Origin of the sequence: Streptomyces qaidamensis (genome assembly GCF_001611795.1) — a bacterium.
Lineage (GTDB): Bacteria > Actinomycetota > Actinomycetes > Streptomycetales > Streptomycetaceae > Streptomyces > Streptomyces qaidamensis.
In genome coordinates this window covers 7,566,334-7,592,085 of sequence record NZ_CP015098.1, presented here as the reverse complement: position 1 = coordinate 7,592,085, position 25,752 = coordinate 7,566,334, and the positions used below count along the sequence as shown (strand labels likewise).

Below are 25,752 nucleotides of genomic sequence, written 5' to 3'. Positions count from 1 at the left end.
GCTCTGAGGCGCGCGGCGCAAGGTTGCTTTTCACCTTGCCACCGCAACCCCGCGAGTGACACCACTTCTCACGAACAACTTCCCAGCTGACCAGCCGGTGACATCCACTCAGACGGACAACTGACAACCCGCAAACACCGTCAGAGCCATCCTTGCGAAAACCATTGGTGCCCGGCTTGCTCCGCTGATGGACTGACGTCCTACCGTGAGTCCGCCGCGTGACGGAGGTAGTGGTTGTGACAGGCTATGACGTGCTTGCCGAGGTGTACGAATGGCTCATCTCGGATGCAAAGTTGCCTCCAGCCGAGTTCGCTGCGTCGTTCGACGACGTCCTCAATCTCCTGCCGTCGAACGCTCACGTCCTCGACTGTTCGTGCGGAACCGGACAGTTGGCGGTTGGCCTCGCCGGTCGTGGCATGCAGGTCGTCGCAACTGACGCCAGCGAGGCGATGGTTCGTCGGACCGCAGAGTTGTCTGAGGAGTTCGGGGCATCCCTCCGGGCCGTACGGGCGAACTGGGAAGAGTTGCCCGACCATTTCCAGGACAACACGTTCGACATGGTGTTCTGCGTTGGCAACTCGCTTCACCATGCCGCGGGCGCGACAGGCAGGGGTGCTGCTCTGGAGTCGATGTCACGGCTTCTGCGCCCCGGCGGGCGCTTGGTACTCACATCCCGCACTTGGGAACTCGTGAGGGCCAGAGGTTCCCGGCTGGAGATCAGTGACCGACTCGTCCGCCGGAACGGTCGCGATGCCGTCGTGGTCTACCGCTGGGAGATTGCGCCGCATTGGGAGGAGGAGCACCACATCGAGATTGCGATCGCGCAAGTTGATGCGACCGGGTTGGTTCTTGTCCGCTCGGAACTGCTGTCCTGCTGGCCCTACCGGTACGAGGAACTCGAAGTCGAGCTGCACCGGGTCGGACTCCAAACGGAACTGAGCACGTTCGATCTTGAGGCCGAGAACTACATGATGGTCGCGAGCAAGGTATAAACACCGGACTCTCAGTCCCTGGCCGGACCGCGCGGTTGCCCGCAGGACGCAGGTCGTGTTCCGTCCGGCCGGAGCCATGAGAACAGGTCCCGGCGGCCGGACAGAACAGCGGCGGGGACAGCCCGGCAGGGCGTCAGTCAGTGCCCGAGCCACGGCCACCGGAACCTGAATTTCAGCATCAACGTCAGTGCCATGGTCCACCATGGGCCCAATGAGTGAGCTGACGAGGATCCCTGCCCCCGAGGGCGTCGCCGCCGCGCCCCAGTACAGCCATGTCGTCCTGGGAACCGGCCGTTTCGTGGCGATCGCCGGCCAGCTCCCGCTCGACGAGCAGGGGCGGCTGGTCGGCGCGGGCGACCCGGCGGCGCAGGCCGGCCAGGTCTTCGAGAACCTCCGGCGCTGTCTGGCGGCGGCCGGCGCGACCTTCGACGACGTCGTCAAACTCACCTACTTCGTCAAGGACATGGCCCACATGCCGGCCCTGCGCGCGGCCCGTGCCGAGCACATACCCGACGACCGGCTGCCGGCCGCTTCGGCGGTACAGGTCGCGGCGCTGGTCCGGCCGGAGTTTCTCATGGAGGTCGAGGCGTTCGCGGTGGTCGCGCCATGAGCGGGCTGCGGATACGGGAGATGACGCTCGCCGACTGCGACCCCGTCGCGGAGATCCGCGTCGGCGGCTGGCGCAGCGCCTACCAGGGCCTGATCCCGCAGTCGTACCTGGACGGGCTCAGTGTCGAGGAGGACGCCGAGCGCCGTCGCACCTACCTGTCGCAGGGCGACGGCAGTGCCGTGAACCTGGTCGCCGAGGACGCCTGCGGCGAGCTCGTCGGCTGGGCCTGTCACGGCCCGTACCGGGAGGGCGAAGTCCTCACCGGGGAAGCCGAGTTGTACGCCATCTACGTCCATCCGCGGCATGTGGGACAGGGCGCGGGGCGGGCGCTGCTCGCCCGGTCCGTCGCGGAGTGCTCGGCCGCGGGCCACGGCCGTGTCCTCCTGTGGGTGCTCAAGGAGAACGACCGGGCCCGCCGCTTCTACGAGCGGGCCGGCTTCCGGGCGGACGGCGCCGAGGAGCCCTTCGAGGTGGACGGGGTCGCGGTCCCGGAGGTGCGGTACACCAGAACGCTCCCCCGCTGACCTCACCGCTGCTTCGGGATCCGCCCCAGCGCCCGCACCGCCGCCTCGGCCAGCGCCGGATGGGCCAGGGCCTCGTTCAGGACGGGCCGGGCGCGGGTGTCGCCCAGCGCGCCGAGCCCGTCCACACAGGCGAGGGCCACGCGGCGGTACGGGTCGTGCGGTCGCAGGCGGCGCTGGAGCGTGGTGATCAGCGCGGGCACCGCCTCCGGGGCACGCAGCTCGACCAGGAGCCGCACCGGCTGCAGGGCGTAGGCGACGCGCAGTTCGTTGGTGGCGAGGGCGGCGGCCGCCCGGGCGGTGCGCGGGTCGCCAAGCCGGGCCAGGGCGTGGGCGGCGGAGGCGCAGCGCGGGGGGTCGCGGTGGTTGAGCAGCAGCACCAGGGCCTCGAAGGCCCGCCGGTCCCGCGCCACCCCCAGCCGGAACGCGGCCAGTTCCCTGGCCCACAGGTGCTGCCCGGGTTCGGTCAGCACGGCCGCCAGGGCGTCGAGGTCGTCGGTCGCCGCGAGCCGCTCGAACGCGGGCGGCGCCCCGGACTCCTGCCGTAAGCGCTCCGTGAGTGATCGCAACTCTTCGCTCATGCCTCAGAGGTTAGGGGCGGCGCGGCCTGCGCGGGACGTACATCACAAAGACGAGGGCTGGCGTGCTCGTTACCCGCCAGTTAAGCTCAGACGAGCGAGTTACCCACTCGCATTTCCTCGTGGCGGTCTGGTGACGCGGCTGCCGCGAGAGCAGTCGGTTCGGTGCCTCAGGTACCGCAGTACGGCTCGGCCCCGGGACAGGGCCGGCCGGACCCGCCGTTTCAACCCCGGGCGTGTGCACGCCCGCTGAGCGGCACCGGGCGTGTGCGCTTCGCAGCCCGGCCAACACCCGCACTTCATCACGCACCCGGTGCGCCCGTGGTCCGGCCCTGCCGGGCCGCCTCCGGCGCACCCGGAGCGCGTTCCCCGTCGTCACCCTCATCCTGGAGTCCCGCGATGGCCACTCCCCTTTCCGACCCGTCCCAGTCCCCGCTGCAGACCGTCGCCGTCGTCGGCCTAGGCACGATGGGCACCGGCATCGCCGAGGTCCTCGCCAAGGCCGGCCGCACGGTCATCGGCATCGACGTCAGCGAGGCCCAGGCCGCCAAGTGCGTCGCCGCCCTGGAGGCCTCCACGGCCCGTGGCGTCGAGCGCGGCCGGCTGACCGAGCAGGAGCGCGCCGGGATCCTCGGCCGTGTCCGCACCTCCGCCGACCTGCGCACCGCGGCCGACGCCGACCTGGTCATCGAGGTGGCCCCGGAGTCGTACGAGGTCAAGCAGCAGATCTTCCGGGAGCTGGACGGGATCGTGCGCCCGGAGGCCATCCTGGCGACCGGTACCAACGCCCTGTCCGTGACCCGGCTGGCCGCCGAGTCGTCTCGCCCCGAGCGGGTGCTGGGCCTGCACTTCTTCAACCCCGCCCCGGCCATGAAGCTGGTCGAGGTCGTCTCCTCGGTGCTGACCGCGCCGGCGGCCGTCACGGCGGTCACCGATCTCGCGCTGGACCTCGGCAAGGAGCCCGTCGCGGTCGGCGACCGTCCCGGTTTCGTGGCGGACGGCCTGCTGTTCGGCTACCTCAACCAGGCCGCGGCGATGTACGAGGCCAAGTACGCCTCCCGCGAGGACATCGACGCCGCGATGCGGCTGGGCTGCGGACTGCCCATGGGCCCACTGGCGCTGCTCGACCTGATCGGCGTCGACACCGCCCGCACGGTCCTGGAGGCCATGTACGCCGCCTCCCGCGACCGGCTGCACGCCCCGGCCCCGATCCTCAAGCAGCTCAGTGAGGCGGGCCTGACGGGCCGCAAGGCGGGGCGGGGCTTCTACACGTACGAGGCGCCGGGCAGCGCGGTCGTCGTGCGGGACGCCCTGACTCCGCCGGAGGGCGGCGACCTCGCCCCCGGCCGGGAGATCCACTCGGTCGGTGTCGCGGGCTCGGGCACCATGGCCTCCGGGATCGCCGAGGTCTTCGCCAAGGCCGGGTACGAGGTGGTCCTTGCCGCCCGCAGCGCGGAGAAGGCGCAGACCGCGAAGGCCCGGATCGGCAAGTCCCTGGCCCGCTCGGTCGACAAGGGCCGGATGACCGCGGAAACCGCCGCCCAGACCCTGGACCGCATCACCGCCACGGGCACCTACGACGACTTCGCCGGTGTCGACCTGGCCGTGGAGGCCGTCGCCGAGGACCTGGAGGTCAAGCGGCAGCTGTTCGCGGCCCTGGACAAGGTCTGCAAGCCGGGCGCGATCCTGGCCACCACGACCTCGTCGCTGCCGGTCGTCGCCTGCGCCCGGGCCACCTCGCGCCCCCAGGACGTGATCGGCATGCACTTCTTCAACCCGGCGCCGGCCATGAAGCTGGTCGAGGTCGTCCGTACGGTGCTGACCGCCGACGACGTCCACGCGACGGTCCGCGAGGTCTGCGGCCGGATCAGGAAGCACCCGGTCGACTGCGGTGACCGGGCCGGTTTCATCGTGAACGCGCTGCTGTTCCCGTACCTGAACAACGCGATCAAGATGGTCGAGGAGCACTACGCCTCACTCGACGACATCGACGCGGCGATGAAGCTGGGCGGCGGCTACCCGATGGGCCCGTTCGAGCTGCTGGACGTCGTCGGGCTGGACGTCTCGCTCGCCATCGAGAAGGTCCTGCACCGCGAGTTCCGCGACCCGGGGCTCGCCCCGGCGCCGCTGCTGGAGCACCTGGTGGCCGCGGGCTGCCTCGGCCGCAAGACCGGCCGTGGCTTCCGCGAATATGCCAAGCGCTGAGCGTCCCGGCGACTGGTTCCGGTCCGGCGCGGAGTGGGGCGGCCTGCTCGGCCCGGACCGGTTCCACGAACCAGGCCATGCGCAGCGAGCTGCGCACATGCAGTACGTTCAGGGCATGCCCCAGCCCGCCAAGTCCTCACGTACACCAGCCGCGACCGAGGCGCCGGAGAGTGCCGCCGGCTCTCGCGCCGCCGCCCAGCGGCTCAAGATGCGCCGGGAACTGGCGGCTGCCGCGATGGAGCTGTTCGCGGCCAAGGGGTACGAGGCGACCACCGTGGACGAGATCGCGGCCCAGGCCGGGGTCGCGCGCCGTACCTTCTTCCGCCACTTCCGCTCCAAGGAAGAGGCGATCTTCCCCGATCACGACGACACCCTGATCCGGGCGGAGGCGGTGCTCAACGCCGCGCCGGCGCACGAGCATCCGCTCGACACGGTGTGCCGTGGCATCAAGGAAGTCATGAGGATGTACGCGGCCCGCCCGGAGATCTCGGTCGCCCGCTACAAGCTGACGCGCGAGGTACCCACCCTGCGCGAGGCGGAGATCGCGTCGGTGGCCCGCTACGAGCGTCTCTTCACCCGCTATCTCCTCGGCCACTTCGACGAGCGCGCGCACGCGGACGACGCCAACGACGACCCGCTGCTGGCGGAGGTCGCCGCGTCGGCCGTGGTCACCGCCCACAACCACGTGCTGCGGCGCTGGCTGCGCGCGGGCGCCCAGGGGGACGTGGAGGCGCAGCTGGACCACGCCTTCGCGATCGTGCGGAAGACCTTCGGCACGGGCATCGGGGCCGGGCGCTCCACGGACGCGCAGCCGGCCGCAGCCACGGCTTCCGCGCAGGGCGAGGTGCTGGTGACGGTCGCCCGCACCGACGCGCCGCTGGACGAGGTCATGCGGACGATCGAGCAGGCTCTCAAGGAGCGCTGAGCGGCCCTTCGAGGCGCACCGAACGGCCCTTCGAGGAGGCACGGAGCGGCTCACGCCCGTGTGATGACGGCCACCCCACGGGGTGGCCGTTTTGGCATGTCAGGGGCCGTTTTGCAGGCCCCTGGAGAGCCCGTTCGATCGATCATCGCTCATTTGTTACGTAAAGATTTCACCTGAGGTCAAGTTCTGGCACTCAGTGCCTTGCGGGGTGACACGCGGTGTCATACGTTGAAGAGGTCCGGGCGACGTCCCAGCAAGCTCACCCGCTTGCCCGCCCGGGCGCCTGCGTCACAGGCAACCTCCCGCGCCACCCAGCGCTGCCGAACAGCACCACCGCCGAACCGACGGCACACCCTCAACCCTCAGCAGCACCGACGTAACCATCGGCGCCCCTCCCTCAGGGCGCTCACCGCCGGAGGCAACACCGTGACCGTTAAGGACATCCTGGCCGCGATCCAGTCGCCCGACTCCACGTCGGAGGACTTCGCCGCCCTCCCGCTCCCCGAGTCGTACCGCGCGATCACCGTGCACAAGGACGAGACGGAGATGTTCGCGGGCCTCGAAACCCGCGACAAGGACCCCCGCAAGTCGATCCACCTGGACGAGGTGCCGCTGCCCGAGCTCGGCCCGGGTGAGGCCCTGGTGGCCGTCATGGCCTCGTCGGTCAACTACAACTCGGTGTGGACCTCGATCTTCGAGCCGCTGTCGACCTTCGGCTTCCTGGAGCGCTACGGCCGGCTCAGCGAGCTCACCAAGCGCCACGACCTGCCGTACCACATCATCGGCTCCGACCTCGCGGGTGTCGTCCTGCGCACCGGCCCGGGCGTCAACGCCTGGCGGCCCGGCGACGAGGTCGTCGCGCACTGCCTCTCCGTCGAGCTGGAGTCCAGCGACGGCCACAACGACACGATGCTCGACCCGGAGCAGCGCATCTGGGGCTTCGAGACCAACTTCGGCGGCCTCGCCGAGATCGCCCTGGTCAAGTCCAACCAGCTGATGCCGAAGCCCGACCACCTCAGCTGGGAGGAGGCCGCCGCTCCCGGCCTGGTCAACTCCACCGCCTACCGGCAGTTGGTCTCCCGCAACGGCGCCGGCATGAAGCAGGGCGACAACGTCCTGATCTGGGGCGCGAGCGGCGGGCTCGGCAGCTACGCCACCCAGTTCGCGCTGGCCGGCGGCGCCAACCCGATCTGTGTCGTCTCCAGCGAGCAGAAGGCGGACATCTGCCGCTCGATGGGCGCCGAGGCGATCATCGACCGCAGCGCCGAGGGCTACAAGTTCTGGAAGGACGAGAACACCCAGGACCCGAAGGAGTGGAAGCGCTTCGGCAAGCGCATCCGCGAGTTCACCGGCGGCGAGGACATCGACATCGTCTTCGAGCACCCCGGCCGTGAGACCTTCGGCGCGAGCGTCTACGTCACGCGCAAGGGCGGCACCATCACCACCTGCGCCTCGACCTCGGGCTACATGCACGAGTACGACAACCGCTACCTGTGGATGTCACTGAAGCGGATCATCGGCTCGCACTTCGCCAACTACCGCGAGGCCTGGGAGGCCAACCGGCTCATCGCGAAGGGCAAGATCCACCCGACCCTGTCGAAGGTGTACTCCCTTCAGGACACCGGCCAGGCCGCCTACGACGTGCACCGCAACCTCCACCAGGGCAAGGTCGGCGTGCTGTGCATGGCCCCCGAGGAGGGCCTGGGCGTGCGCGACCACGAGAAGCGCGCCAAGCACATCGACGCCATCAACCGCTTCCGCAACATCTGAGACCCGGGGTCATAGATGACTGAGCGTCAGCCCGCCGAAGGCAAGCGGGAGAAGGACCGGCCGTGGCTCATGCGGACCTATGCCGGTCACTCCACCGCCGAGGCGTCCAACGAGCTGTACCGGCGCAACCTCGCCAAGGGCCAGACGGGTCTGTCGGTGGCGTTCGACCTGCCGACGCAGACCGGCTACGACTCCGACCACATCCTCGCCCGCGGCGAGGTCGGCCGGGTCGGCGTGCCGATCGCGCACGTCGGTGACATGCGCCGGCTGTTCCAGGACATCCCCCTGGAGCAGATGAACACCTCGATGACGATCAACGCCACCGCCATGTGGCTGCTGGCGCTCTACCAGGTCGTCGCCGAGGAGCAGGGCGCGGACATCACCAAGCTCCAGGGCACGACCCAGAACGACATCGTCAAGGAGTACCTGTCCCGCGGGACGCACGTCTTCCCGCCGGGGCCGAGCCTCCGTCTGACGACGGACATGATCGCGTACACGGTCTCCCACATGCCGAAGTGGAACCCGATCAACATCTGCAGCTACCACCTGCAGGAGGCGGGCGCCACGCCGGTGCAGGAGATCGCGTACGCGATGTCCACCGCGATCGCCGTCCTCGACGCCGTGCGCGACTCCGGCCAGGTGCCGCAGGAGCGCATGGGCGACGTCGTCGCGCGCATCTCGTTCTTCGTGAACGCGGGCGTCCGCTTCGTCGAGGAGATGTGCAAGATGCGGGCGTTCGGCCGTATCTGGGACCGCATCACCCGTGAGCGGTACGGCATCGAGAACCCCAAGCAGCGCCGCTTCCGCTACGGCGTCCAGGTCAACTCCCTGGGCCTGACGGAGGCGCAGCCGGAGAACAACGTCCAGCGGATCGTGCTGGAGATGCTGGCCGTCACCCTCTCCAAGGACGCCCGCGCGCGTGCCGTGCAGCTCCCCGCCTGGAACGAGGCCCTCGGCCTGCCCCGCCCGTGGGACCAGCAGTGGTCGCTGCGCATCCAGCAGGTGCTGGCGTACGAGAGCGACCTGCTGGAGTACGAGGACATCTTCGAGGGCTCGAAGGTGATCGAGGCGAAGGTGGAGCAGCTGGTCGAGGCGTCGTTCGCCGAGATCGACCGCATCCAGGAGATGGGCGGCGCGATGGCGGCCGTCGAGTCGGGCTACCTCAAGTCGCAGCTGGTCGCCTCGCACGCCGAGCGCCGGGGCCGGATCGAGTCCGGCCAGGAGAAGATCATCGGTGTCAACGCCTTCGAGGGCACCGAGCCGAACCCGCTGACCGCCGACCTGGACACCGCGATCCAGACGGTGGACCCGGCGGTCGAGGCCCGGGTCATCGCCGCGCTGCAGCAGTGGCGCGACAGCCGCTACCAGCCGCCGTTCAACCACCCGCGCCCCTGCAAGGCGCTGGAGCGGCTGAAGGAGGCCGCGCGCGGCAGCGAGAACCTCATGGAGGCCACCCTGGAGTGCGCCCGAGCCGGGGCGACGACCGGCGAGTGGGCCGGGGCCCTGCGCGAGGTGTTCGGCGAGTTCCGGGCGCCCACGGGCGTCTCCTCGGCGCCGGTGGCCGTCCCCGTCGAGGAGGGCAGCACGCTCGCCCTGGTGCGCCGCAAGGTGGATCTGACGGCCGAGGACATGGGCGTGGGCAAGCTGCGCTTCCTGGTCGGCAAGCCCGGCCTGGACGGGCACTCCAACGGCGCCGAGCAGATCGCGGTCCGCGCGCGCGACGCCGGCTTCGAGGTGGTCTACCAGGGCATCCGGCTGACGCCGGAGCAGATCGTGGACGCGGCCCTCGCCGAGGACGTGCACGCGGTCGGCCTGTCCATCCTGTCCGGCTCGCACGCCCAATTGGTGCCGGACGTACTCGAACGGCTCCGTGTGGCCGGTGCCACAGATATACCGGTGATCGCCGGTGGCATCATCCCGAACGGTGATGCCGAGCAGCTCAGGGAAGCCGGAGTGGCCGCGGTCTTCACCCCGAAGGACTTCGACATCACCGGAATCATCGGCCGCATCGTCGACGAGATCCGGAAAGCGAACAAGCTCGACCCCCTGGAGGTCCCCGCATGACCAGCCCTGCTCCGCAGGTCAACCGCCTTCGCCCCCGGCGTTCCTGCCTGGCGGTACCGGGCTCGAACCCGCGCTTCCTGGAGAAGGCCCAGGGCCTCCCCGCCGACCAGGTCTTCCTCGACCTGGAGGACGCGTGCGCCCCGCTCGCCAAGCCCGAGGCGCGGCACACCATCGTGAAGTTCCTCAACGAGGGCGACTGGACGGGCAAGACGCGGGTCGTGCGCGTCAACGACTGGACGACCGAGTGGACGTACCGCGATGTCGTCACGGTCGTCGAGGGCGCCGGCCAGAACCTCGACTGCATCATGCTGCCGAAGGTGCAGACGGCCGAGCAGATCGTCGCCCTCGACCTCCTCCTCACCCAGATCGAGAAGACGATGGGCTTCGAGGTCGGCAAGATCGGCATCGAGGCGCAGATCGAGAACGCCCAGGGCCTGAACAACGTCAACGAGATCGCGACGGCCTCCCAGCGCGTCGAGACGATCATCTTCGGCCCGGCCGACTTCATGGCGTCGATCAACATGAAGTCGCTGGTCGTGGGCGAGCAGCCGCCCGGCTACCCGGCGGACGCCTACCACTACATCCTGATGAAGATCCTGATGGCCGCCCGCGCCAACAACCTCCAGGCGATCGACGGCCCCTACCTGCAGATCCGCAACATCGACGGCTACCGCGAGGTCGCCCAGCGGGCCGCCGCGCTCGGCTTCGACGGCAAGTGGGTGCTGCACCCGGGCCAGGTCGAGGCGTCCAACGAGATCTTCTCGCCGTCGCAGGAGGACTACGACCACGCCGAGCTGATCCTGGACGCGTACGACTACTACACGTCCGAGGCGGGCGGCAAGAAGGGCTCGGCGATGCTCGGCGACGAGATGATCGACGAGGCCAGCCGCAAGATGGCCCTGGTCATCTCCGGCAAGGGCCGCGCGGCCGGCATGCAGCGCACCAGCAAGTTCGAGATCCCGGAGGGCTGAGCGCGATGCAGTTCGGACGCACCTACGAGGAGTTCGAGGTCGGGGCGACGTACAAGCACTGGCCGGGCAAGACGGTCACGGAGTACGACGACCACCTGTTCTGCCTCCTCACCATGAACCACCACCCGCTCCACATGGACACGAACTATGCGGAGAAGACGACGGACTTCGGCAAGAACGTCGTCGTCGGGAACTACATCTACTCGCTGCTGCTCGGCATGTCCGTACCGGACATCTCCGGCAAGGCGATCGCCAACCTGGAGATCGAGTCGCTCAAGCATGTGGCGCCGACCTTCCACGGCGACACGGTCTACGGCCAGACGACCGTGCTCGACAAATGGCCGTCGAAGTCGAAGAACGACCGCGGCATCGTCTACGTCGAGACCAAGGGCTACAAGCAGGACGGCACGCTGGTCTGCGTGTTCCGCCGCAAGGTGATGGTGCCGACCGAGACGTACATCAAGGAGCGCGGCGGCGAGCAGCCCGGCCGCCCCGAGCTCAGGGAGCAGGAGAAGTAGCCATGGCGCGACTCGCCCAGACCGCCGGTCTGACGGACGTCCAGCAGGAGATCCTGTCCACCGTCCGGGACTTCGTGGACAAGGAGATCATTCCGGTCGCCACGGAGCTGGAGCACCGCGACGAGTACCCGCAAGCGATCGTCGACGGGCTGAAGGAGTTGGGCCTGTTCGGCCTGATGATCCCCGAGGAGTACGGGGGTCTGGGCGAGTCGCTCCTGACCTACGCGCTGTGCGTGGAGGAGATCGCCCGCGGGTGGATGTCGGTGTCCGGCATCATCAACACCCACTTCATCGTGGCGTACATGCTCAAGCAGCACGGCACGCAGGAGCAGAAGGACCACTTCCTGCCGCGCATGGCGGCCGGCGACATCCGGGGCGCGTTCTCGATGTCGGAGCCGGGCCTCGGCTCGGACGTCTCGGCGATCACGTCGAAGGCGGTGAAGGACGGCGAGGAGTACGTCCTCAACGGCCAGAAGATGTGGCTGACGAACGGCGGAACGTCGTCGCTGGTGGCCGTCCTGGTCAGAAGTGACGAAGGTCACCCCGAGGGCACCGCGCCGCACAAGTCGATGACGACCTTCCTGGTCGAGAAGGAGCCCGGTTTCGGCGAGGTCCGGCCCGGCCTCACGATCCCCGGCAAGATCGACAAGATGGGTTACAAGGGGGTCGACACCACCGAACTCATCATGGATGGCCTGCGGATTCCTGCGGATCGTGTGCTCGGCGGGGTCACCGGCCGTGGTTTCTACCAGATGATGGACGGCGTGGAGGTCGGCCGCGTCAACGTGGCGGCGCGTGGTTGCGGCGTCGCTCAGCGTGCGTTCGAACTGGGCGTCCAGTACGCGCAGCAGCGTCACACCTTCGGGAAGCCGATCGCGCAGCACCAGGCGATCCAGTTCAAGCTGGCCGAGATGGCTACCAAGGTCGAGGCCGCCCATGCGATGATGGTGAACGCAGCACGCAAAAAGGACTCCGGGGAGCGAAACGACCTGGAGGCCGGGATGGCGAAGTACCTCGCCTCCGAGTACTGCAAGGAGGTCGTGGAAGACGCTTTCCGTATCCACGGGGGCTACGGCTTCTCCAAGGAGTACGAGATCGAGCGTCTCTACCGTGAGGCTCCGATGCTGCTCATCGGTGAAGGTACCGCCGAGATCCAGAAAATGATCATCGGCAGGCGGCTGCTCGAAGAGTATCGATTCCAGGGCTAGATGTCCGGATACGGGGTGTTTTCTTGGAGAAGAAGATCACACCCCGTCAGCACTCTTCTGCCGCCGACTCGGCTGCCTGGCTTACCCAGTTACGGCCCCGAGCCGCTACGATCGCCGGAAAGCCGCCGTCCCCCGTCAGAGTGCGGCATCATCTCCGCTACGAAGGTCATCCATGCCCCACAGCCAAACCTCTGCACCTCGCGACAGCCGGGCCGGCGTACGCCTCGCGCGCGGAGCATCGCCGTGGCTCCTTCCGACCGTCGCCACCGCAGCCCTCAGCCTGGCCCGGGCCCGCCGCTCCGGCGCCGCCAAGGCCGTCGCCGTTCCCGCCACCGCGCTCGCGGCGGGAATGCTGTGGTTCTTCCGCGACCCCGAGCGCGAGATCACCCAGGGCCGGGTCATCTCGCCCGCCGACGGTGTGGTGCAGAGCATCATGCCGTGGAAGGACGGCCGCACCCGCGTCGCGATCTTCATGAGCCCGCTCAACGTCCACGTCAACCGCGCGCCGCTGGCCGGCACGGTGACGTCCGTGGAGCACGTACCCGGTGGCTTCGTTCCCGCCTTCAACAAGGAGAGCGAGAACAACGAGCGGGTCGTCTGGCACTTCGACACGGAGCTCGGCGACATCGAGATGATCCAGATCGCCGGCGCGGTGGCCCGCCGCATCGTCCCCTACCTGCCCCAGGGCACGAAGGTGGAGCAGGGCGAGCGGATCGGCCTGATCCGCTTCGGTTCGCGTGTCGACCTGTACCTGCCCGAGGGCGTGGAGGTCGCGGTCGAGGTCGGTCAGAAGACGGTGGCTGGGGTGACTCGCATTGACCGTGATTGATCCGGATACCAAGGCCGGCTGGGTCCCGGAGGCGGACGAGGTCGACGAGGAAGAGGAGATGCCCCTCTCCCTCCGCCTGTCGATAGCGGACACCCTGACCCTCGGCAACGCCACGTGCGGCTTCATGGCGGTGTACTTCACCACCACCGGCATCCTGATCCCGCACCTCACGGGCAGCCAGGAGACCGGCATGGCCCGCCACAGCGCGGCCACGGCGGTCATCCTCATGCTCTGCGCGGCGGTCTTCGACCTCTTCGACGGCCTGGTGGCGCGCAAGCTGCGCTCCTCCCCCATGGGCGCGGAGCTGGACAACCTGTCCGACCTGATCAGCTTCGGCCTGGCACCGGCGTACTTCGTCCTCGTCTACGGCATGGTCGCGAACGACGCCCACCAGCGGGTGGCGGCGGTCGGGGCGATCGTGGTGCTGCTGGCGGTGGTGCTACGGCTTGCGCGGTTCTCGTGCGTGACGGTGAAGGACGGCACGTTCCAGGGCATGCCCTCGCCGTTCGGTGCGCTGACGGTCGTCGCGATCGTGCTGCTGGAGCTGCCGTTCGAGGCCACGCTGCTGGCGATCGTGGGGACGGCGTGGCTGATGGTGAGCCGCGTCGAGTACCCGAAGCCGCGTGGCTGGCTCGCGGTGGCGATGCTGACCTGGATCGTGCTGTCCATGGGTCTGCTGGCGGCCTGGGCGTTCGGCGCGCCCGGCGGGCAGCTCCTCCTGCAGACGGGGTGCGCGCTCCAGCTGGTCACGGGCGCGGTGATTCCGCTGTTCGCGACGGCTCGGCGGGTGAACAACTTCCGCGACAACCGCCGCGAGGCGCGGGCGGCGCAGCTTCCGTAGCGACCGTACGACGATGAAGGCCACGACGACGATGAAGGCCCCGAGCTGAGCTCGGGGCCTTCTTCATGCCTGCGGCGGCGGGAACCGCGCGGCTCAGGTCAGGAAATCCCTGGCGATGCGTTCCGCGACCCGTTCCAGGATCGGGCCCGCTTCGGCGATGCACTTGGCCACGTCCGGCTCCGCGTCCGTCAGGGGGTAGGCCCGGCGGAACCCTGCGCGGCCGAGCACCTGGGGCGGCAGGGCGAGGCGTCCGCAGACCGCCACGACGTCCTTGTCCGCGGCGCGGGCCGCGGCGGCGACCCCCGCCGGGGCCTTGCCGTGGAGGGTCTGCTCGTCGAGGGAGCCCTCGCCGGTGATGACCAGGTCGGCGCGGTCCAGGGCGCGTGCGAAGCCCAGGACGTCGAGCATGACCTCGATGCCCGGGCGGAACCGGGCGCCGAGCAGCAGGGCGCCGTAGCCGATGCCCCCCGCCGCGCCGGCGCCCGGCGCCGCCGCGTACGCGGCGGCCTTCGGACCGGCCGGGCCCTGGAGCACCTTCGCGAAGTGTGCGAGGGCGCTGTCCAGGGCCTCCACGTCCTCGGGTGAGGCGCCCTTCTGCGGACCGTAGACCGCGGGTGCGCCCTTCGGGCCGGTCAGGGGGTTGTCGACGTCGCTCGCGAGCACCAGCTCGATCTCGGCCAGACGGGGGTCGAGTCCCGACAGGTCGGCGGTGGCCAGCTCGGCGAGTCCGCCGCCGCCCGGTGGCACCGGCTCCCCGGCGGCGTCCAGGAACCGGGCGCCGAGCGCCGACAGCATCCCGGCGCCGCCGTCGGTGGTGGCGCTGCCGCCGACCCCGAAGACGATCGTGCCGGCGCCCGCGTCCAGCGCGGCCCGCAGCAGCTCGCCGGAGCCGTACGTGGACGCCGCGAGCGGGGCGAAGACCCCGGCGGGGAGCCGCTGCAGCCCGCTCGCCTCGGCCATCTCCACGACCGCGGTGCCGTCACGCAGCGCGAACGCCGCCGTCACCTCGTCGCCGAGGGGGCCGGCGACCCGTACCTCCCGGCGCTGGAACCCGGCCGCGACCGCCGCCGCCACGGTCCCGTCTCCGCCGTCGGCCACCGGAAGCGCCTCGACCTCCAGCTCCGGCAGGACCCGGCGCAGCCCGGCCGTGACCCGCTCGGCGACCTCCACGGCCGTCAGCGACCCCTTGAACTTGTCCGCGGCGACGAGCACCCGCTCGGCCTTCCGGGTGCCGCTCACTGCAGCGTCCGCCACTTGTACTCCCCTTGCTCTCCGGGCCCTCACGCACGTCAAGGCCAGTCGCGCCGCTGTGACCTTAACCGGAGGACGCCCCCGTCGTCAGCACGTGCCCAGCCCCTGGACCGGGGCTCCGGGGGCGCGGGGAACCGCGTGACCGGCCACGACGGCCCCGCAGCCACGAACGCACCGCACACCCCCACCCCCGTAGGCACCTCGTGAAACGGGTAGACAATCATCATGGGCCCCGCACACACCGACACAGACGTCACCGACCGCATCCTCGGCGGCTGGACGGGCCGCATCGCAGGAAACATGCTGGGCAAGCCGGTCGAGCAGGGCGAGCTCTGGACGCGCGAGCGCATCGACCGCTACCTCCGGCAGGCCGCCGCCCTCCCCCTGACCGACTACCTGCCCGAGCCCACCGGCGACCTGGAAGTCGCGCTGCGCCCCGAATGGCCCCAGTGCGTCCGCGGCCGCATCCACGGCAGCTGCCGTGACGACGACGTCGACTACGCGATCCTCGGCCTCGACCTGCTGGAGACCCACGGCTTCGGCTTCAGCACCGAGCAGGTCGGCGACCTGTGGCTGTTGCGGCTGCCGTTTCTGCAGACGTTCACCGCCGAGCGGGCCGCCTACCGCAACCTCGCCAACGGGCTGAAGCCGCCGCTGACGGCGACGTACGACAACCCGTACCAGGAGTGGATCGGCGCCCTCATCCGCGCGGACATCTTCGGCTGGGCCTGCCCCGGCGTCCCGCGCCGCGCGGCCCAGCTCGCCCGGCGGGACGCGGTGCTGTCGCACACCGGGAACGGCGTCTACGGGGCGATGTGGGCGGCGGCGCTGATCGCGGCGGCGTTCACGGCGCCCAGCGTGCGGCACGCCGTCGGCGAGGCCCTGGCCGTGATCCCGGCGAGCAGCCGCCTCGCGCGTACGGTGCGCCGGGTGGTCTCCCTGCACGCCACCCGGATGTCCTGGGAGGACACGCTCACCACCGTCGCCGAGGAGACCGGCGGCATGGGGTGGATCCACACCGTCCCGAACGCGGCCGTCCTCACCGCGGGCCTGCTCTACGGCGACGGTGACTTCACCCGCACCATCACCCTGACCGTCCGCGGGGGCCTGGACACCGACTCCAACGGAGCGACCGCGGGTTCGGTGGCCGGCGTGTTCGGCGGGGCGGCGGCCATCCCCGACCAGTGGAAGGCCCCGCTGGAGGACACGGTCCGCAGCGCGGTGTTCGGCTACGACGGGGTGCGGATCAGCGAACTCGCGGAACGGACGCTGCGGCTGGCGGAGCCGGCGGCCTGACCGCGGGGTGGCGAGGCGGGACGCGGTGGTTACCCTGCACTGATGACCTCCTCTCCTGACTACGCCGCCTACATCGCCTCCCTGCCCCGCGTCCTGGCCGGTGCCGCCGTGCTGTTCCGGGACGGCGAGGGCCGTGTGCTGCTCGTCGAGCCCAACTACCGGGAGGGCTGGACGCTGCCCGGCGGCACCGTCGAGTCCGACGACGGTGAGACACCGCGCCAGGGGGCGCGGCGCGAGACGGCCGAGGAGATCGGCCTCGACCGTGAGCTCGGCCGGCTGCTGACGGTGGACTGGGTGCAGGGCGCGGGCCGTCCGCCGCTGGTGGCGTACGTGTACGACGGCGGGGTCCTGAGCGAGGACGAGCTCAAGGCGATCCGCCTCCAGGAAGAGGAGCTGCTGTCCTGGCGGGTGGTTCCGCGCGAGGAGCTGGCCGACTATCTGCCGGAGGCCCACAGCCGCCGTGTCCTGACCGCCCTGGACGTCCTGGCGGAGGGCTCGGGCACGGCGGAGCTGGAGAACGGCCGCCGCGTGTTCTGACCGGCCCCGGCCGCTCTTCCCTCACCCCTCGGCGTCCTGGTCGATAACCGTTCGCCGCCGCCTCGCAGCCCGGCCTACCCCCGGTGACATGGCCAAGCCCCTCGTCGCCCCGCTCGACGGTGCCGGCATCAGCACGGCCTCCGGGATCCCGGACCACCGGGGGCCGGCTGCCAGATCTTCGTCGCCGTCGGCACGAGCCTCCAGGTGCAGCCTGCGGCCGGCCTGGCCGGTGTCGCCGCCGACCACGGTGCCCGGCTGATCATCGTCAACGCCGAGCCGACGCCGTACGGCGACCGTGCCGACGAGATCGTCCGCGATCCCATCGGCACGGCGCTGCCGGAGCTGCTGCGCGGACTCACGGCCGAAGCGAGCCCCGCAGGTCCGCCAGGCGCGTGAGCGCGTCACGGCCCTCGTCGCGTTCGGCCGCGGTGAGGTCGAGCGCGGCGGCCCGGGCGAGGGCGGTGGCGGTGGCCTCCCCGTCGTCGAGCCGTGCCGCGACGTCCGCGCGCAGGACGAGGAGCTGAAGCAGCTGGACACGCGTCGGCGTCTCGTCCGGCAGGTTCAGGACCCGGTCGACGACCTTGGCGGCGCCCGCCGGGTCCCCCTTGGAGTCCGCCAGGAGGGACGCGAAGTGCAGGGCCCGCGCGAACGTCTCCTCGGGGGCGGGCCCGTGGTGCCGTTCCCCGCCAGTGCGCTGCCCGACGCGGACGCAGTTGCCTCCGGGGTCGGTCAGGAGGAACTGCCGTACGCCGTACGTCATGTCCTTGAGCGGCCCGACCCGCGGCAGCCCCCGGGTGGGGATCCTGCCGTACGTCTTCTTGAGACCGGCCCGGAACGCCTGGTAGAGGCCGTCGACGTCGTCGGTCAGGACGTAGCAGGTGCTGACCGACACGGCCGGCTCGTACTGCTTCATCGCGAAGAACTGCAGCTCGATGCCGCCGCGTTGCACGACCGCGTACGGGTTGGGGCTGCGCTGCTGGTACGTCACCTCGAATCCGAGGGCGGTGTAGAAGTCGAGGACGGGCTGGAGGGCCCGGCAGGGCAGGATCGGGATCGTCGTCTCCGGCATGACCCCACTCTAGTCAAATTTGACGAGCCGTGGAGTCAGAAGAGTGAGGCTCCGCGTTCGAAGTCCAGCAGGCGCTGCTTGCGCTCCAGGCCGCCGCCGTACCCCGTCAGGCTCCCGTTCGCCCCGATCACCCGATGGCACGGCACGATGATGCCGATGGGATTGCGGCCGTTGGCGAGGCCGACCGCGCGGGAGGCGGCAGGGGCACCGAGGATGCCGGCCAGCTGGCCGTAGGTGCGGGTCTCGCCGTACGGGATGCGGCGCAGTGCGTCCCAGACCGTGCGCTGGAACGGGGTGCCGTTCAGGCGGAGTTCGACCGTGAACTCCTCCAGGTCACCCGCGAAGTAGGCCTTCAGCTGCTCCTCCGCCTCGGCGAAGAGGGTGTCGTCGCGGGTGCCGAAGGTCTCCTCGGGCGGGCGGTGACGCTGGTCGGTCATGTAGAGGCCGCACAGGACACCGTCGTCGGCGACGAGGGTGAGGGGGCCGTACGGGCTGTCGGTCACGGTGTGCTGTTTCATCGGACGTCCCTATACCGGAAGGAAGTTGATCGGGTGGCTGTCGGTCGCCCAGAGGTACTGGACCGCGTAGGCCCGCCAGGGGCGCCAGGCCCCGGCGCGTGCGGTGAGGGCGGCGGGGGTGGACGGCAGGCCCAGTTCCCGGGCAGCGCGGCGGATGCCGAGGTCGGTGGGGAGGAAGGCGTCGGGGTCGCCGAGCGCGCGCATGGCGATGACGTCCACCGTCCAGGGGCCGAAGCCGGGCAGGGCGAGGAGCCGCTCGCGGGTGCGGGGCCAGTCGCTCTCCACGCCGAGGTGGAGGTCGCCGTCGGCGAGGGCCCGGACCAGGGTGGTGAAGGTCGTGCGGCGGGTGCGCGGCATCGCGAGGGTGTCCGGGTCGAGCGCCGCGAGGGCCTCGGGGGCCGGGAAGAGGTGGGTGAGGCCGCCCTCGGGGTCCTCGACCGGGTCGCCGTACGCGGTGACCAGACGGGCCGCGTGGGTGCGGGCGGCGGCGGTGGAGACCTGCTGGCCGAGCACGGCCCGGACGGCGAACTCGGCCTCGTCGACCGTGCGCGGCACGCGCCGGCCGGGCGCCTTGTCGACCAGCGGCGCGAGGACCGGATCCGTGCGGAGCTGGTCGTCGATGGCGACGGGGTCGGCGTCCAGGTCGAGCAGGCGGCGGCAGCGGCTGATGGCGACGGTCAGATCGCGCAGGTCGCTCAGGGTGAGGCGGCAGGCGATGTGGTCCGGGTTGGGGGTGAGGGCCACGATGCCGTGGCCGTACGGGAGGCGCAGGGTGCGGCGGTAGGAGCCGTCGCGCCACTCCTCCACACCGGGTACCGCTGTCGCGGCGAGGTGGCCGAAGAGGTTGTCGGGGTTCAGCGGGGCGCGGAACGGCAGCCGCAGGGACAGCGCCCCGGGCGTGCTCGTGCCCTGCCGTTGCGGGGCGCGGGCACGCAGCTCACCCGGGGCCAGGGCAAAGACCTCGCGGACCGTGTCGTTGAAGGTCCGGATCGAGGCGAAGCCGGCGGCGAAGGCGATCCGGGCCATGGGCAGGGCGGTCGTCTCGATGAGCAGCCGGGCCGTCTGGGCGCGCTGCGCACGGGCGAGCGCGAGCGGGCCCGCGCCCAGTTCGGCGAGGAGCTGCCGCTCGACCTGCCGGGTGCTGTAGCCGAGCCGGCCGGCGAGGCCGGGCACGCCCTCGCGGTCCACGACCCCGTCGGCGATCAGCCGCATGGCGCGGGCCACCAGGTCGGCGCGCTGGTTCCACTCCGGGGAGCCGGGAGTGGTGTCGGGCCGACAGCGTTTGCAGGCCCGGAACCCGGCCTGCTGGCAGGCCGCCGCACTGGGGTGGAAGACCATGTTCTCCGCCCTGGGCGGCACCACCGGGCAGCTGGGACGGCAGTAGATGCCGGTGGTCAGGACGGCCGTGAAGAACCAGCCGTCGAAGCGTGCGTCCTTCGACCGGACGGCGCGCACGCAGCGCTCGGTGTCGGTGTGCATCCCCATCTGCATGGGTCCAGCATCCGGCACCGGGCGGCGCGGGGCTGGCGAGAATCCGACATCGACGTGCCCGCCCGGCACCGCCCCACGGGCACGGATGAAGATTCATTCATGTGTTCGCGTGGGGCCGCTAGGATGACGTCATGGGTCATGGAGCCGTCACCCCCGTGCAGGACGCCGGCGAGCGCGTACGCCTGGACGCGGACAACGTCGCGAAGGTCGCCACCACGCTCCAGGCCCTGTCCACGCCCTCCCGGCTGCTGATCCTGGCGCGGCTGCGCGAGGGCCCGCTGCCGGCCACGGAGTTGGCCGCCGAGGTGGGCATGGAGCAGTCGGCCTGCTCGCACCAGCTGCGGCTGCTGCGCAATCTGGGCCTGGTCGTGGGCGAGCGGCGGGGCCGTTCGGTGGTGTACGCGCTGCACGACCACCATGTCGCCGAGCTGCTCGACCAGGCCGTGTACCACGTGGAGCACCTGCGACTGGGCATCAGCGACGCCGCCGACTGAGGCGGCGCCGCTGACAGGGTCTACGCGGTGGCGGTCGGCCGTCGCGAGGCCTCCATCGCCTCGCTCACGCGCGTGTGCGGACGCAGCCGGTAGGTGTACGCGTAGTCGCGGCCCGCGAGCAGCTTGAACTCGTCGTGCGTGTGCGCGCCCCAGCTGTTGTCGCCGCCCACGCCCATCTGGCGGTGGTTGAGCCGCAGGACCACCGCGTCCCGGGGGGTGAGCTGGTAGTCGTGGCGGGCGCCGACCGACAGGTCCTCGGGGGTGAAGTGCGAGGCGTTGACCTCCAGCAGCGGCTCACCGGACACGAGCAGTCCGCGGCCCCTGCCGTCGGTCAGCGCCGCCCAGCGGACGTCGGTCTTGTTGCCGTTCTCCTGGGGGCGCAGGTACGGGGTCCACTGCCCGGAGACGGTGCCGGAGTACAGGCCGACGTCGGTGGCGTTGTTGCGGTCCCACATGTTCTCCTCGGGGCCCCGGCCGTAGTAGTGCAGCCGGTCCAGGCCCCGCGGCAGGAACAGCAGGGTGCCGACCTCCGGGATGTACGGCAGGTTCGCCGCCCCCGGGTGCAGGGTGTTGTCGACCTTGATCTCGCCGTTGCCGAAGACCGTGTACGTCGTGCTGTACGTGGACTCCGTGCCGGTGGGCAGCGTGCCGGTGCAGGTGACCTCGACGGCCCGGTCGTCCAGGGGCCGTACCCGTACGTCGGCCACCTTCCTCTTCGCTCCGGCGTCGCGCCACGTCTGGTTGCGGGTGTGCTGGCCGTTGCCGCGGTCGTTGTCGGTGGGCGCCCGCCAGAAGTTCGGGACGGGTCCGGAGGTGATGAGCCGGGTGCCGCCCGCCTCGTAGGAGGTGATGGTTCCGGTGCTCTTGTCGATGGTGACGGCGAAGCCCTTGCCCTTCACGGTGACGGTCTTGTCCCCGTCGGTGTGGGTGAGGGCGGGCACGGTTCGCAGCGGCGCGGGCGTCACGGCCGGGCTGCCCGCGTCGAGTTGGATCTGCCGCTTGGCCACCTCGAAGCCGGCCCTGGCCCACTTGGTGGCTTCCCTGGTGGTGAAGGAGAGCTGGAGGAAGTACTCCGTGCCGGGTTCGGGCTTCGCCGGGAGCCGCACCGGGATCTTGATGTCCTTGCTGCTCAGTGGGGCGACGGTCAGCTGGTCGCGGGTCAGCCGGCCGCGCTGGACGACCTTGCCGTCGGCGATCAGGGACCAACGACCCTCGAACTCACGGAGGTTGGTGAACAGGTGCTCGTTGGTGAGCCTGACGGCGCCAGGGCCTCCCGCGGCCGGGGTGGCGTCGACGGCCTGGTAGATCTGCTTGACCTCGGCGGACTTGCCGGTGAGGGTGCGGTCGGGCAGGACGATGCCGTCGCCGGCGAAGGCACCGTCGTTGGGGTTGTCGCCCCAGTCGCCGCCGTAGGCGTAGAACGTCTTGTCGCGCGGGCGCTTCTCGGTGAGGCCGGCGGTGGCCGCGTCGAACCAGAAGCGCACGCCCTCGTCGTCGGGCCCCCGGGTGTCCGAGGCCAGTTCCGCGGCGCTCAGGGCGCGGGCGTACACGCGGGCGCGGCGGATGGTGCCGCTGAACTCCCGGGTCGGGTTGTCGATGTCGGTGGCGAGTGACAGGGACGCGGTGTTGACGCCGGGGCGGCGGGTGGTGGTCCGGGTGCCGCGCACCTGGCCGTCGACGTACAGGGTGAGTGCCCCCGCGTCCGCGTCGAAGACACCGGCGATGTGATGCTCCTTGCCGGTCCAGCCGTCGGGCAGGGCCCAGCTCGCGGTGACCCACTGGCCGCCGCCGTGGATGAAGAACTCCAGGTTCTTGTCGGTCTGCTTCAGGGCGTACTGGGTGTCGCCCTTGGCGACGATGGGCTGATGGCCGCCGGTGACGCCCGGAGTGACCCAGGCCTCCAGGGTCAGGGAGCCGGTGAGGTCGAGGCGGGTGTCACGGGGGAAGACGGTGCCGCCCGAGACGCCCTTGGCGCGGTCGAAGGTGCCCGAGGGTGCCATGACCTCGCCGCGCAGCGCGCCCGGGCCGGACTCGGTCAGCAGTTTGCGCGCGGGGGTGGGCCAGCTCAGGGCCTGGTCGGCGAAGTCCCAGATCCAGCCGCCCTGGAGGACGTCGTAGCGGCGGACGATGTCCCAGTACTTCTTGAAGTTGCCGTTGGAGTTGCCCATGCCGTGGGAGTACTCGATCATCACGTACGGCCGGGTGTCACCGGTGTCCTTGGCGCGCTGCTCGACCCGCTGCGGGCTGTCGTACATCTCGGAGCGGATGTCGCTGATGCCCGGGCGGTCGTCGCCCTCGTACTGGATGACGCGGGTGGGGTCGTAGGAGCGGATCCAGTCGTGCATGGCGTTGAAGGTCGTGCCGCCGCCCGCCTCGTTGCCGAGGGACCAGATGACCACCGAGGCGTGGTTCTTGTCGCGGTGGACCATGTTCTGGGCGCGGACCACACAGGCCTCGGTCCACTCCGGGTGGCCGCTGCCGGGGAACTCGTCGCGGATGCCGTGGGTTTCGAGGTTGGTCTCGTCGACGAGGTACAGGCCGTACTCGTCGGCGAGTTCGAGCCACAGCGGATTGTTGGGGTAGTGCGAGGTGCGGACGCTGTTGATGTTGAGGCGCTTGATGATCTCGATGTCCTCGACCATCTGCGCGCGGGTGAGGGCCGAGCCCGTGACGGGGTGCATCTCGTGGCGGTTGATGCCGCGGAAGGAGACCGGCTTGCCGTTGATGCGCATCAGGCCGTCCTTCAGCGCGAACTCGCGGAGGCCGACCCGGTGCGAGAGGGTCTCCACCACCTTGCCGGCGGGGTCGCGCAGGCGGAGCACGGCGGTGTAGAGGTTCGGGTGCTCGGCCGACCACAGCTTCGGCGCGGGGACGGCTCTGGACGCCTCGACCGTCACCTCGTCCCCGTCGGGGACGTCGGCGGAACGGTTCAGGGGCCGGGACCAGACCGCGTGGCCACGGGCGTCGTAGAGCTGCGTCTCGACGGTGTAGCGGCCCCCGCCCTTGCCGTCGTAGTCGCGTACGTGGGCGGTGACCTTGAGGTCGGCGGAGGTGTAGCCGTCGCCGAGCGGGGTGTCCAGCTTGAAGTCGCGCAGGTGCACGCTGGGCGTGGAGTACAGGTGGACCGAGCGGAAGATGCCGCTCAGCCGGATCATGTCCTGGTCCTCCAGCCACTCCGCGTCGGAGTAGCGGTACACCTCCACGGCGATCTGGTTGGTGCCCGGCTTGAGGTGGGGGGTGATGTCGTACTCGGCGGAGGTGTAGGAGTCCTCGTGGTAGCCCACCAGCTCGCCGTTGATCCACACGTAGTGGGCGGACTTGACGCCCTCGAAGTGCAGGAAGGTGCGCCGGCCCCGCCAGTTGCGGGGCACGGTGAAGGTGCGGCGGTACTGGCCGACGGGGTTGTAGCGGGTCGGGGCGGCCGGCGGCTGGGCATCCTCGCCCCGGCCGTTGGGGCCCCACCAGGGGTACGTGATGTTGACGTAGATCGGGAAGTCGTAGCCGTGCAGCTGCCAGGCCGAGGGCACCGGGATGGTGTCCCAGCCGGAGTCGTCGAGGTCGGTGCGGTGGAAGTCGGTGTCCCGGTCGTCGGGGCGGTCCGCATAGGCGAACTTCCAGGTACCGTCGAGGCTCAGCCGGTACGGCGAGCGCTCGCGGTCGCCCTTCAGGGCCTGCCCGAGGTCCGCGTAGGGCATGAGGGTGGTGTGCGGCGGCTCGGTGCCCACCCGGTACACGCTCAGGCCGTCGTTCCACTCGGGAGGGCCCTCCGCCGCCGGGCGCCGGCCGGCCGCGTGTGCCGCGACGGGCGACGCGGACAGGGCGAGCGCGCCGAGCACGGCGGCTCCTGACTCCAGCAGTCGGCGGCGGCTGACGACCGGCCGGTCGGCGGGAGAAGGGTGCGAGTGGGGGTGCGGCATGACCGTGGCCTTCCTCGGTTCGACAGGGTGCTGCACGGACTGAGGGCGTGTCAGACGAGAGCCCCAACGCCCCGCCCCTGATGGGTGTTTCTGTTGGGACCCGTGCAACTGACGGTGACGGAGCAACTGCTGAGCAGGCACACCCTAGGACTCGAACACAAACGAAGCAATGACCCCGTCGGACTTTGTGCGATCCTGATGGTTCCCTGGGGTCAGAGGGCCTTCACGCCAAGCGGTCTGCAGGCCGTACCGTGTTCAGGCCACACCGTCCTCAGACCACACCGTCCTCAGGCCATGAGGAAGGTGAGCAACTCGCCCGTCAGCCGGGCGGGCGCGTCCAGCGGGACGAGATGACCGGCCTGCGGGACGGGCACCAATCTGGCTCCCGGGATCAGGGCGGCGAGTTCCTGCCCCCTGACGAACGGGATCCAGGTGTCCTCGGTGCCCCAGCACACCGTGACGGGCAGGTCGATCGTCGGGTAGAGCGGCTGGATCTCGTCGGTGTAGCGCTGGTCGGCCTGCGCGATCTGCCGGTAGAAGGCCCCCTGGCCCTCCTCCCCCGTCCAGGGCCCGACCAGGGCGTCGAGGGTGGCGGGACGCAGGCCGAGGTGGCTCGCGGAGGAGACGTACTCGCGCACCAGGGCCTCGTGCAGTGCCGCCGGGAGCTGCTCGAAGACCCGGCTGTGCTCCCCGACCAGCCGGAAGAAGGGGGAGCCCCAGGGCTTCAGCGCCACCGGGTCGACCAGCGCGAGCCGCCGGTAGCGGGCCCCGTGCAGCAGATGGGCGCGCAGAGCCACGCACCCCCCGAAGTCGTGCGCGACGACCGCCGGCTCCTGAAGTCCCCAGTGCGCGAGCAGCTCGGCGAAGATCCGGCCCTGGGCGCCCAGTGAGACGTCCTGGCCGGCGTGCATGCCGGAGGTGCCGTAGCCCGCCATGTCCCACACGTGCACGCGGTACCCGGCGGCGGCGAGGGCGGGCGCGATCTCGTGCCACACGTACGAGGAGAAGGGCGTCCCGTGCAGCAGCACCACCGGCTCTGCGCCGGGGTCGCCGAGCCGGTCCCAGCGCACGGTCCCCGACCCGGTGACCAGGCTCTCCCGCAGCGTCCAGTCCTCCACGATGCCGCTCCCTCCCACCGCGAGCACCC

22 protein-coding genes and 1 pseudogene are annotated in these 25,752 nt (G+C 70.6%); 16 read left to right on the top strand and 7 right to left on the bottom strand.

Annotated features, from left to right (window positions below):
- Nucleotides 1-236: 236 nt before the first annotated feature.
- The 3 genes from A4E84_RS33300 to A4E84_RS33290 all read left to right on the top strand — a co-directional run bounded on the left by A4E84_RS33300 (nucleotide 237) and on the right by A4E84_RS33290 (nucleotide 2,126).
- On the top strand, nucleotides 237-992 hold the full coding sequence (locus A4E84_RS33300) for a class I SAM-dependent methyltransferase (RefSeq protein ID WP_062931706.1): 756 nt from the start codon (nucleotides 237-239) through the stop codon (nucleotides 990-992).
- A gap of 211 nt (nucleotides 993-1,203) precedes the next feature.
- Nucleotides 1,204-1,602 carry a RidA family protein gene (locus A4E84_RS33295; protein WP_062930094.1) on the top strand — a complete coding sequence of 133 codons (399 nt, stop codon included), beginning with the start codon at nucleotides 1,204-1,206 and terminating at the stop codon, nucleotides 1,600-1,602.
- A complete protein-coding gene (locus A4E84_RS33290; protein ID WP_062930093.1) occupies nucleotides 1,599-2,126 on the top strand; it encodes a GNAT family N-acetyltransferase in 528 nt (175 codons plus the stop codon). Before A4E84_RS33295 ends, A4E84_RS33290 begins: the two co-directional genes overlap by 4 nt.
- A gap of 2 nt (nucleotides 2,127-2,128) precedes the next feature.
- Here A4E84_RS33290 and A4E84_RS33285 read toward each other — a convergent pair whose 3' ends face one another.
- Nucleotides 2,129-2,704, bottom strand: a complete 576-nt coding sequence (locus A4E84_RS33285; protein ID WP_062930092.1) for an adenylosuccinate lyase — start codon at nucleotides 2,702-2,704, stop codon at nucleotides 2,129-2,131.
- A 396-nt stretch (nucleotides 2,705-3,100) separates the two neighbouring features.
- Between A4E84_RS33285 and A4E84_RS33280 the strand changes: the two genes are divergently transcribed.
- From A4E84_RS33280 to pssA, 9 genes are all read left to right on the top strand, one after another.
- Complete coding sequence (locus A4E84_RS33280) at nucleotides 3,101-4,906, top strand: 3-hydroxyacyl-CoA dehydrogenase family protein (RefSeq protein ID WP_062930091.1); 1,806 nt, start codon at nucleotides 3,101-3,103, stop codon at nucleotides 4,904-4,906.
- A 115-nt stretch (nucleotides 4,907-5,021) separates the two neighbouring features.
- Nucleotides 5,022-5,831, top strand: coding sequence for a TetR family transcriptional regulator (locus A4E84_RS33275; RefSeq protein ID WP_062931705.1), 810 nt, complete (start codon nucleotides 5,022-5,024; stop codon nucleotides 5,829-5,831).
- A gap of 426 nt (nucleotides 5,832-6,257) precedes the next feature.
- Nucleotides 6,258-7,601 carry a crotonyl-CoA carboxylase/reductase gene (gene ccrA, locus A4E84_RS33270; protein WP_062930090.1) on the top strand — a complete coding sequence of 448 codons (1,344 nt, stop codon included), beginning with the start codon at nucleotides 6,258-6,260 and terminating at the stop codon, nucleotides 7,599-7,601.
- 15 nt (nucleotides 7,602-7,616) lie between these two features.
- Nucleotides 7,617-9,665 carry a protein meaA gene (locus A4E84_RS33265; protein WP_062930089.1) on the top strand — a complete coding sequence of 683 codons (2,049 nt, stop codon included), beginning with the start codon at nucleotides 7,617-7,619 and terminating at the stop codon, nucleotides 9,663-9,665.
- Nucleotides 9,662-10,636: an HpcH/HpaI aldolase/citrate lyase family protein gene (locus tag A4E84_RS33260; protein ID WP_062930088.1), complete on the top strand. Its 975-nt coding sequence runs from the start codon at nucleotides 9,662-9,664 to the stop codon at nucleotides 10,634-10,636. Before A4E84_RS33265 ends, A4E84_RS33260 begins: the two co-directional genes overlap by 4 nt.
- Before the next feature lie 5 nt (nucleotides 10,637-10,641).
- Nucleotides 10,642-11,154 carry a MaoC family dehydratase gene (locus tag A4E84_RS33255; RefSeq protein WP_062930087.1) on the top strand — a complete coding sequence of 171 codons (513 nt, stop codon included), beginning with the start codon at nucleotides 10,642-10,644 and terminating at the stop codon, nucleotides 11,152-11,154.
- Between the two features lie 2 nt (nucleotides 11,155-11,156).
- Nucleotides 11,157-12,362 (top strand): acyl-CoA dehydrogenase family protein, encoded by a 1,206-nt coding sequence (locus A4E84_RS33250; RefSeq protein WP_062930086.1) that lies wholly within the window; start codon nucleotides 11,157-11,159, stop codon nucleotides 12,360-12,362.
- Nucleotides 12,363-12,534: 172 nt separating this feature from the next.
- The gene (locus A4E84_RS33245) at nucleotides 12,535-13,191 is read left to right on the top strand and encodes a phosphatidylserine decarboxylase (protein ID WP_030843916.1); all 657 of its coding nucleotides are present in this window, start codon (nucleotides 12,535-12,537) and stop codon (nucleotides 13,189-13,191) included.
- Between the two features lie 58 nt (nucleotides 13,192-13,249).
- A complete protein-coding gene (pssA, locus tag A4E84_RS33240) occupies nucleotides 13,250-14,032 on the top strand; it encodes a CDP-diacylglycerol--serine O-phosphatidyltransferase (RefSeq protein WP_062931704.1) in 783 nt (260 codons plus the stop codon).
- A 93-nt stretch (nucleotides 14,033-14,125) separates the two neighbouring features.
- On the opposite strand, the gene A4E84_RS33235 is transcribed toward pssA, so the two are convergent.
- A complete protein-coding gene (locus A4E84_RS33235; protein ID WP_062931703.1) occupies nucleotides 14,126-15,244 on the bottom strand; it encodes a glycerate kinase in 1,119 nt (372 codons plus the stop codon).
- Nucleotides 15,245-15,508: 264 nt separating this feature from the next.
- On the opposite strand from A4E84_RS33235, the gene A4E84_RS33230 reads away from it, so the two are divergent.
- The 3 genes and pseudogenes from A4E84_RS33230 to A4E84_RS33220 form a co-directional block, all read left to right on the top strand.
- The gene (locus A4E84_RS33230; protein WP_062930085.1) at nucleotides 15,509-16,579 is read left to right on the top strand and encodes an ADP-ribosylglycohydrolase family protein; all 1,071 of its coding nucleotides are present in this window, start codon (nucleotides 15,509-15,511) and stop codon (nucleotides 16,577-16,579) included.
- A gap of 42 nt (nucleotides 16,580-16,621) precedes the next feature.
- Nucleotides 16,622-17,116 carry an NUDIX domain-containing protein gene (locus A4E84_RS33225; protein ID WP_062930084.1) on the top strand — a complete coding sequence of 165 codons (495 nt, stop codon included), beginning with the start codon at nucleotides 16,622-16,624 and terminating at the stop codon, nucleotides 17,114-17,116.
- A gap of 168 nt (nucleotides 17,117-17,284) precedes the next feature.
- Nucleotides 17,285-17,512 (top strand): annotated as a pseudogene (locus tag A4E84_RS33220) (NAD-dependent deacetylase); the annotation flags it as partial.
- Here the strand turns inward: A4E84_RS33220 and A4E84_RS33215 are convergent.
- Genes A4E84_RS33215 through A4E84_RS33205 form a run of 3 tightly spaced genes read right to left on the bottom strand, consistent with a single transcriptional unit; the run spans nucleotide 17,472 to nucleotide 20,182 of the window.
- Nucleotides 17,472-18,185 carry a bleomycin resistance protein gene (locus A4E84_RS33215; RefSeq protein WP_062930082.1) on the bottom strand — a complete coding sequence of 238 codons (714 nt, stop codon included), beginning with the start codon at nucleotides 18,183-18,185 and terminating at the stop codon, nucleotides 17,472-17,474. The pseudogene A4E84_RS33220 and the gene A4E84_RS33215 sit on opposite strands and share 41 nt — an antisense overlap.
- Before the next feature lie 35 nt (nucleotides 18,186-18,220).
- A complete protein-coding gene (locus A4E84_RS33210) occupies nucleotides 18,221-18,703 on the bottom strand; it encodes a methylated-DNA--[protein]-cysteine S-methyltransferase (protein ID WP_062930081.1) in 483 nt (160 codons plus the stop codon).
- Nucleotides 18,704-18,712: 9 nt separating this feature from the next.
- Nucleotides 18,713-20,182, bottom strand: a complete 1,470-nt coding sequence (locus A4E84_RS33205; protein ID WP_062931702.1) for an AlkA N-terminal domain-containing protein — start codon at nucleotides 20,180-20,182, stop codon at nucleotides 18,713-18,715.
- 143 nt (nucleotides 20,183-20,325) lie between these two features.
- Between A4E84_RS33205 and A4E84_RS33200 the strand changes: the two genes are divergently transcribed.
- Nucleotides 20,326-20,688 carry an ArsR/SmtB family transcription factor gene (locus A4E84_RS33200; protein ID WP_033309205.1) on the top strand — a complete coding sequence of 121 codons (363 nt, stop codon included), beginning with the start codon at nucleotides 20,326-20,328 and terminating at the stop codon, nucleotides 20,686-20,688.
- A 20-nt stretch (nucleotides 20,689-20,708) separates the two neighbouring features.
- Here A4E84_RS33200 and A4E84_RS33195 read toward each other — a convergent pair whose 3' ends face one another.
- Both A4E84_RS33195 and A4E84_RS33190 read right to left on the bottom strand, forming a co-directional pair.
- Nucleotides 20,709-24,605 carry a glycoside hydrolase family 2 TIM barrel-domain containing protein gene (locus A4E84_RS33195; RefSeq protein WP_062930080.1) on the bottom strand — a complete coding sequence of 1,299 codons (3,897 nt, stop codon included), beginning with the start codon at nucleotides 24,603-24,605 and terminating at the stop codon, nucleotides 20,709-20,711.
- Nucleotides 24,606-24,892: 287 nt separating this feature from the next.
- Complete coding sequence (locus tag A4E84_RS33190; protein WP_418082273.1) at nucleotides 24,893-25,723, bottom strand: alpha/beta fold hydrolase; 831 nt, start codon at nucleotides 25,721-25,723, stop codon at nucleotides 24,893-24,895.
- Nucleotides 25,724-25,752 lie beyond the last annotated feature (29 nt).

Excerpts from the sequence above, each read along its gene's own strand:
- A4E84_RS33295 (WP_062930094.1), top strand. The coding sequence starts at position 1,204 with ATGAGTGAGCTGACGAGGATCCCTGCCCCCGAGGGCGTCGCCGCCGCG.
- A4E84_RS33290 (WP_062930093.1), top strand. The coding sequence starts at position 1,599 with ATGAGCGGGCTGCGGATACGGGAGATGACGCTCGCCGACTGCGACCCC.
- A4E84_RS33285 (WP_062930092.1), bottom strand. The coding sequence starts at position 2,704 with ATGAGCGAAGAGTTGCGATCACTCACGGAGCGCTTACGGCAGGAGTCC.
- A4E84_RS33280 (WP_062930091.1), top strand. The coding sequence starts at position 3,101 with ATGGCCACTCCCCTTTCCGACCCGTCCCAGTCCCCGCTGCAGACCGTC.
- A4E84_RS33275 (WP_062931705.1), top strand. The coding sequence starts at position 5,022 with ATGCCCCAGCCCGCCAAGTCCTCACGTACACCAGCCGCGACCGAGGCG.
- A4E84_RS33265 (WP_062930089.1), top strand. The coding sequence starts at position 7,617 with ATGACTGAGCGTCAGCCCGCCGAAGGCAAGCGGGAGAAGGACCGGCCG.
- A4E84_RS33260 (WP_062930088.1), top strand. The coding sequence starts at position 9,662 with ATGACCAGCCCTGCTCCGCAGGTCAACCGCCTTCGCCCCCGGCGTTCC.
- A4E84_RS33255 (WP_062930087.1), top strand. The coding sequence starts at position 10,642 with ATGCAGTTCGGACGCACCTACGAGGAGTTCGAGGTCGGGGCGACGTAC.
- A4E84_RS33250 (WP_062930086.1), top strand. The coding sequence starts at position 11,157 with ATGGCGCGACTCGCCCAGACCGCCGGTCTGACGGACGTCCAGCAGGAG.
- A4E84_RS33245 (WP_030843916.1), top strand. The coding sequence starts at position 12,535 with ATGCCCCACAGCCAAACCTCTGCACCTCGCGACAGCCGGGCCGGCGTA.
- pssA (WP_062931704.1), top strand. The coding sequence starts at position 13,250 with ATGCCCCTCTCCCTCCGCCTGTCGATAGCGGACACCCTGACCCTCGGC.
- A4E84_RS33230 (WP_062930085.1), top strand. The coding sequence starts at position 15,509 with ATGGGCCCCGCACACACCGACACAGACGTCACCGACCGCATCCTCGGC.
- A4E84_RS33225 (WP_062930084.1), top strand. The coding sequence starts at position 16,622 with ATGACCTCCTCTCCTGACTACGCCGCCTACATCGCCTCCCTGCCCCGC.
- A4E84_RS33215 (WP_062930082.1), bottom strand. The coding sequence starts at position 18,185 with ATGCCGGAGACGACGATCCCGATCCTGCCCTGCCGGGCCCTCCAGCCC.
- A4E84_RS33210 (WP_062930081.1), bottom strand. The coding sequence starts at position 18,703 with ATGAAACAGCACACCGTGACCGACAGCCCGTACGGCCCCCTCACCCTC.
- A4E84_RS33205 (WP_062931702.1), bottom strand. The coding sequence starts at position 20,182 with ATGCACACCGACACCGAGCGCTGCGTGCGCGCCGTCCGGTCGAAGGAC.
- A4E84_RS33200 (WP_033309205.1), top strand. The coding sequence starts at position 20,326 with ATGGGTCATGGAGCCGTCACCCCCGTGCAGGACGCCGGCGAGCGCGTA.
- A4E84_RS33195 (WP_062930080.1), bottom strand. The coding sequence starts at position 24,605 with ATGCCGCACCCCCACTCGCACCCTTCTCCCGCCGACCGGCCGGTCGTC.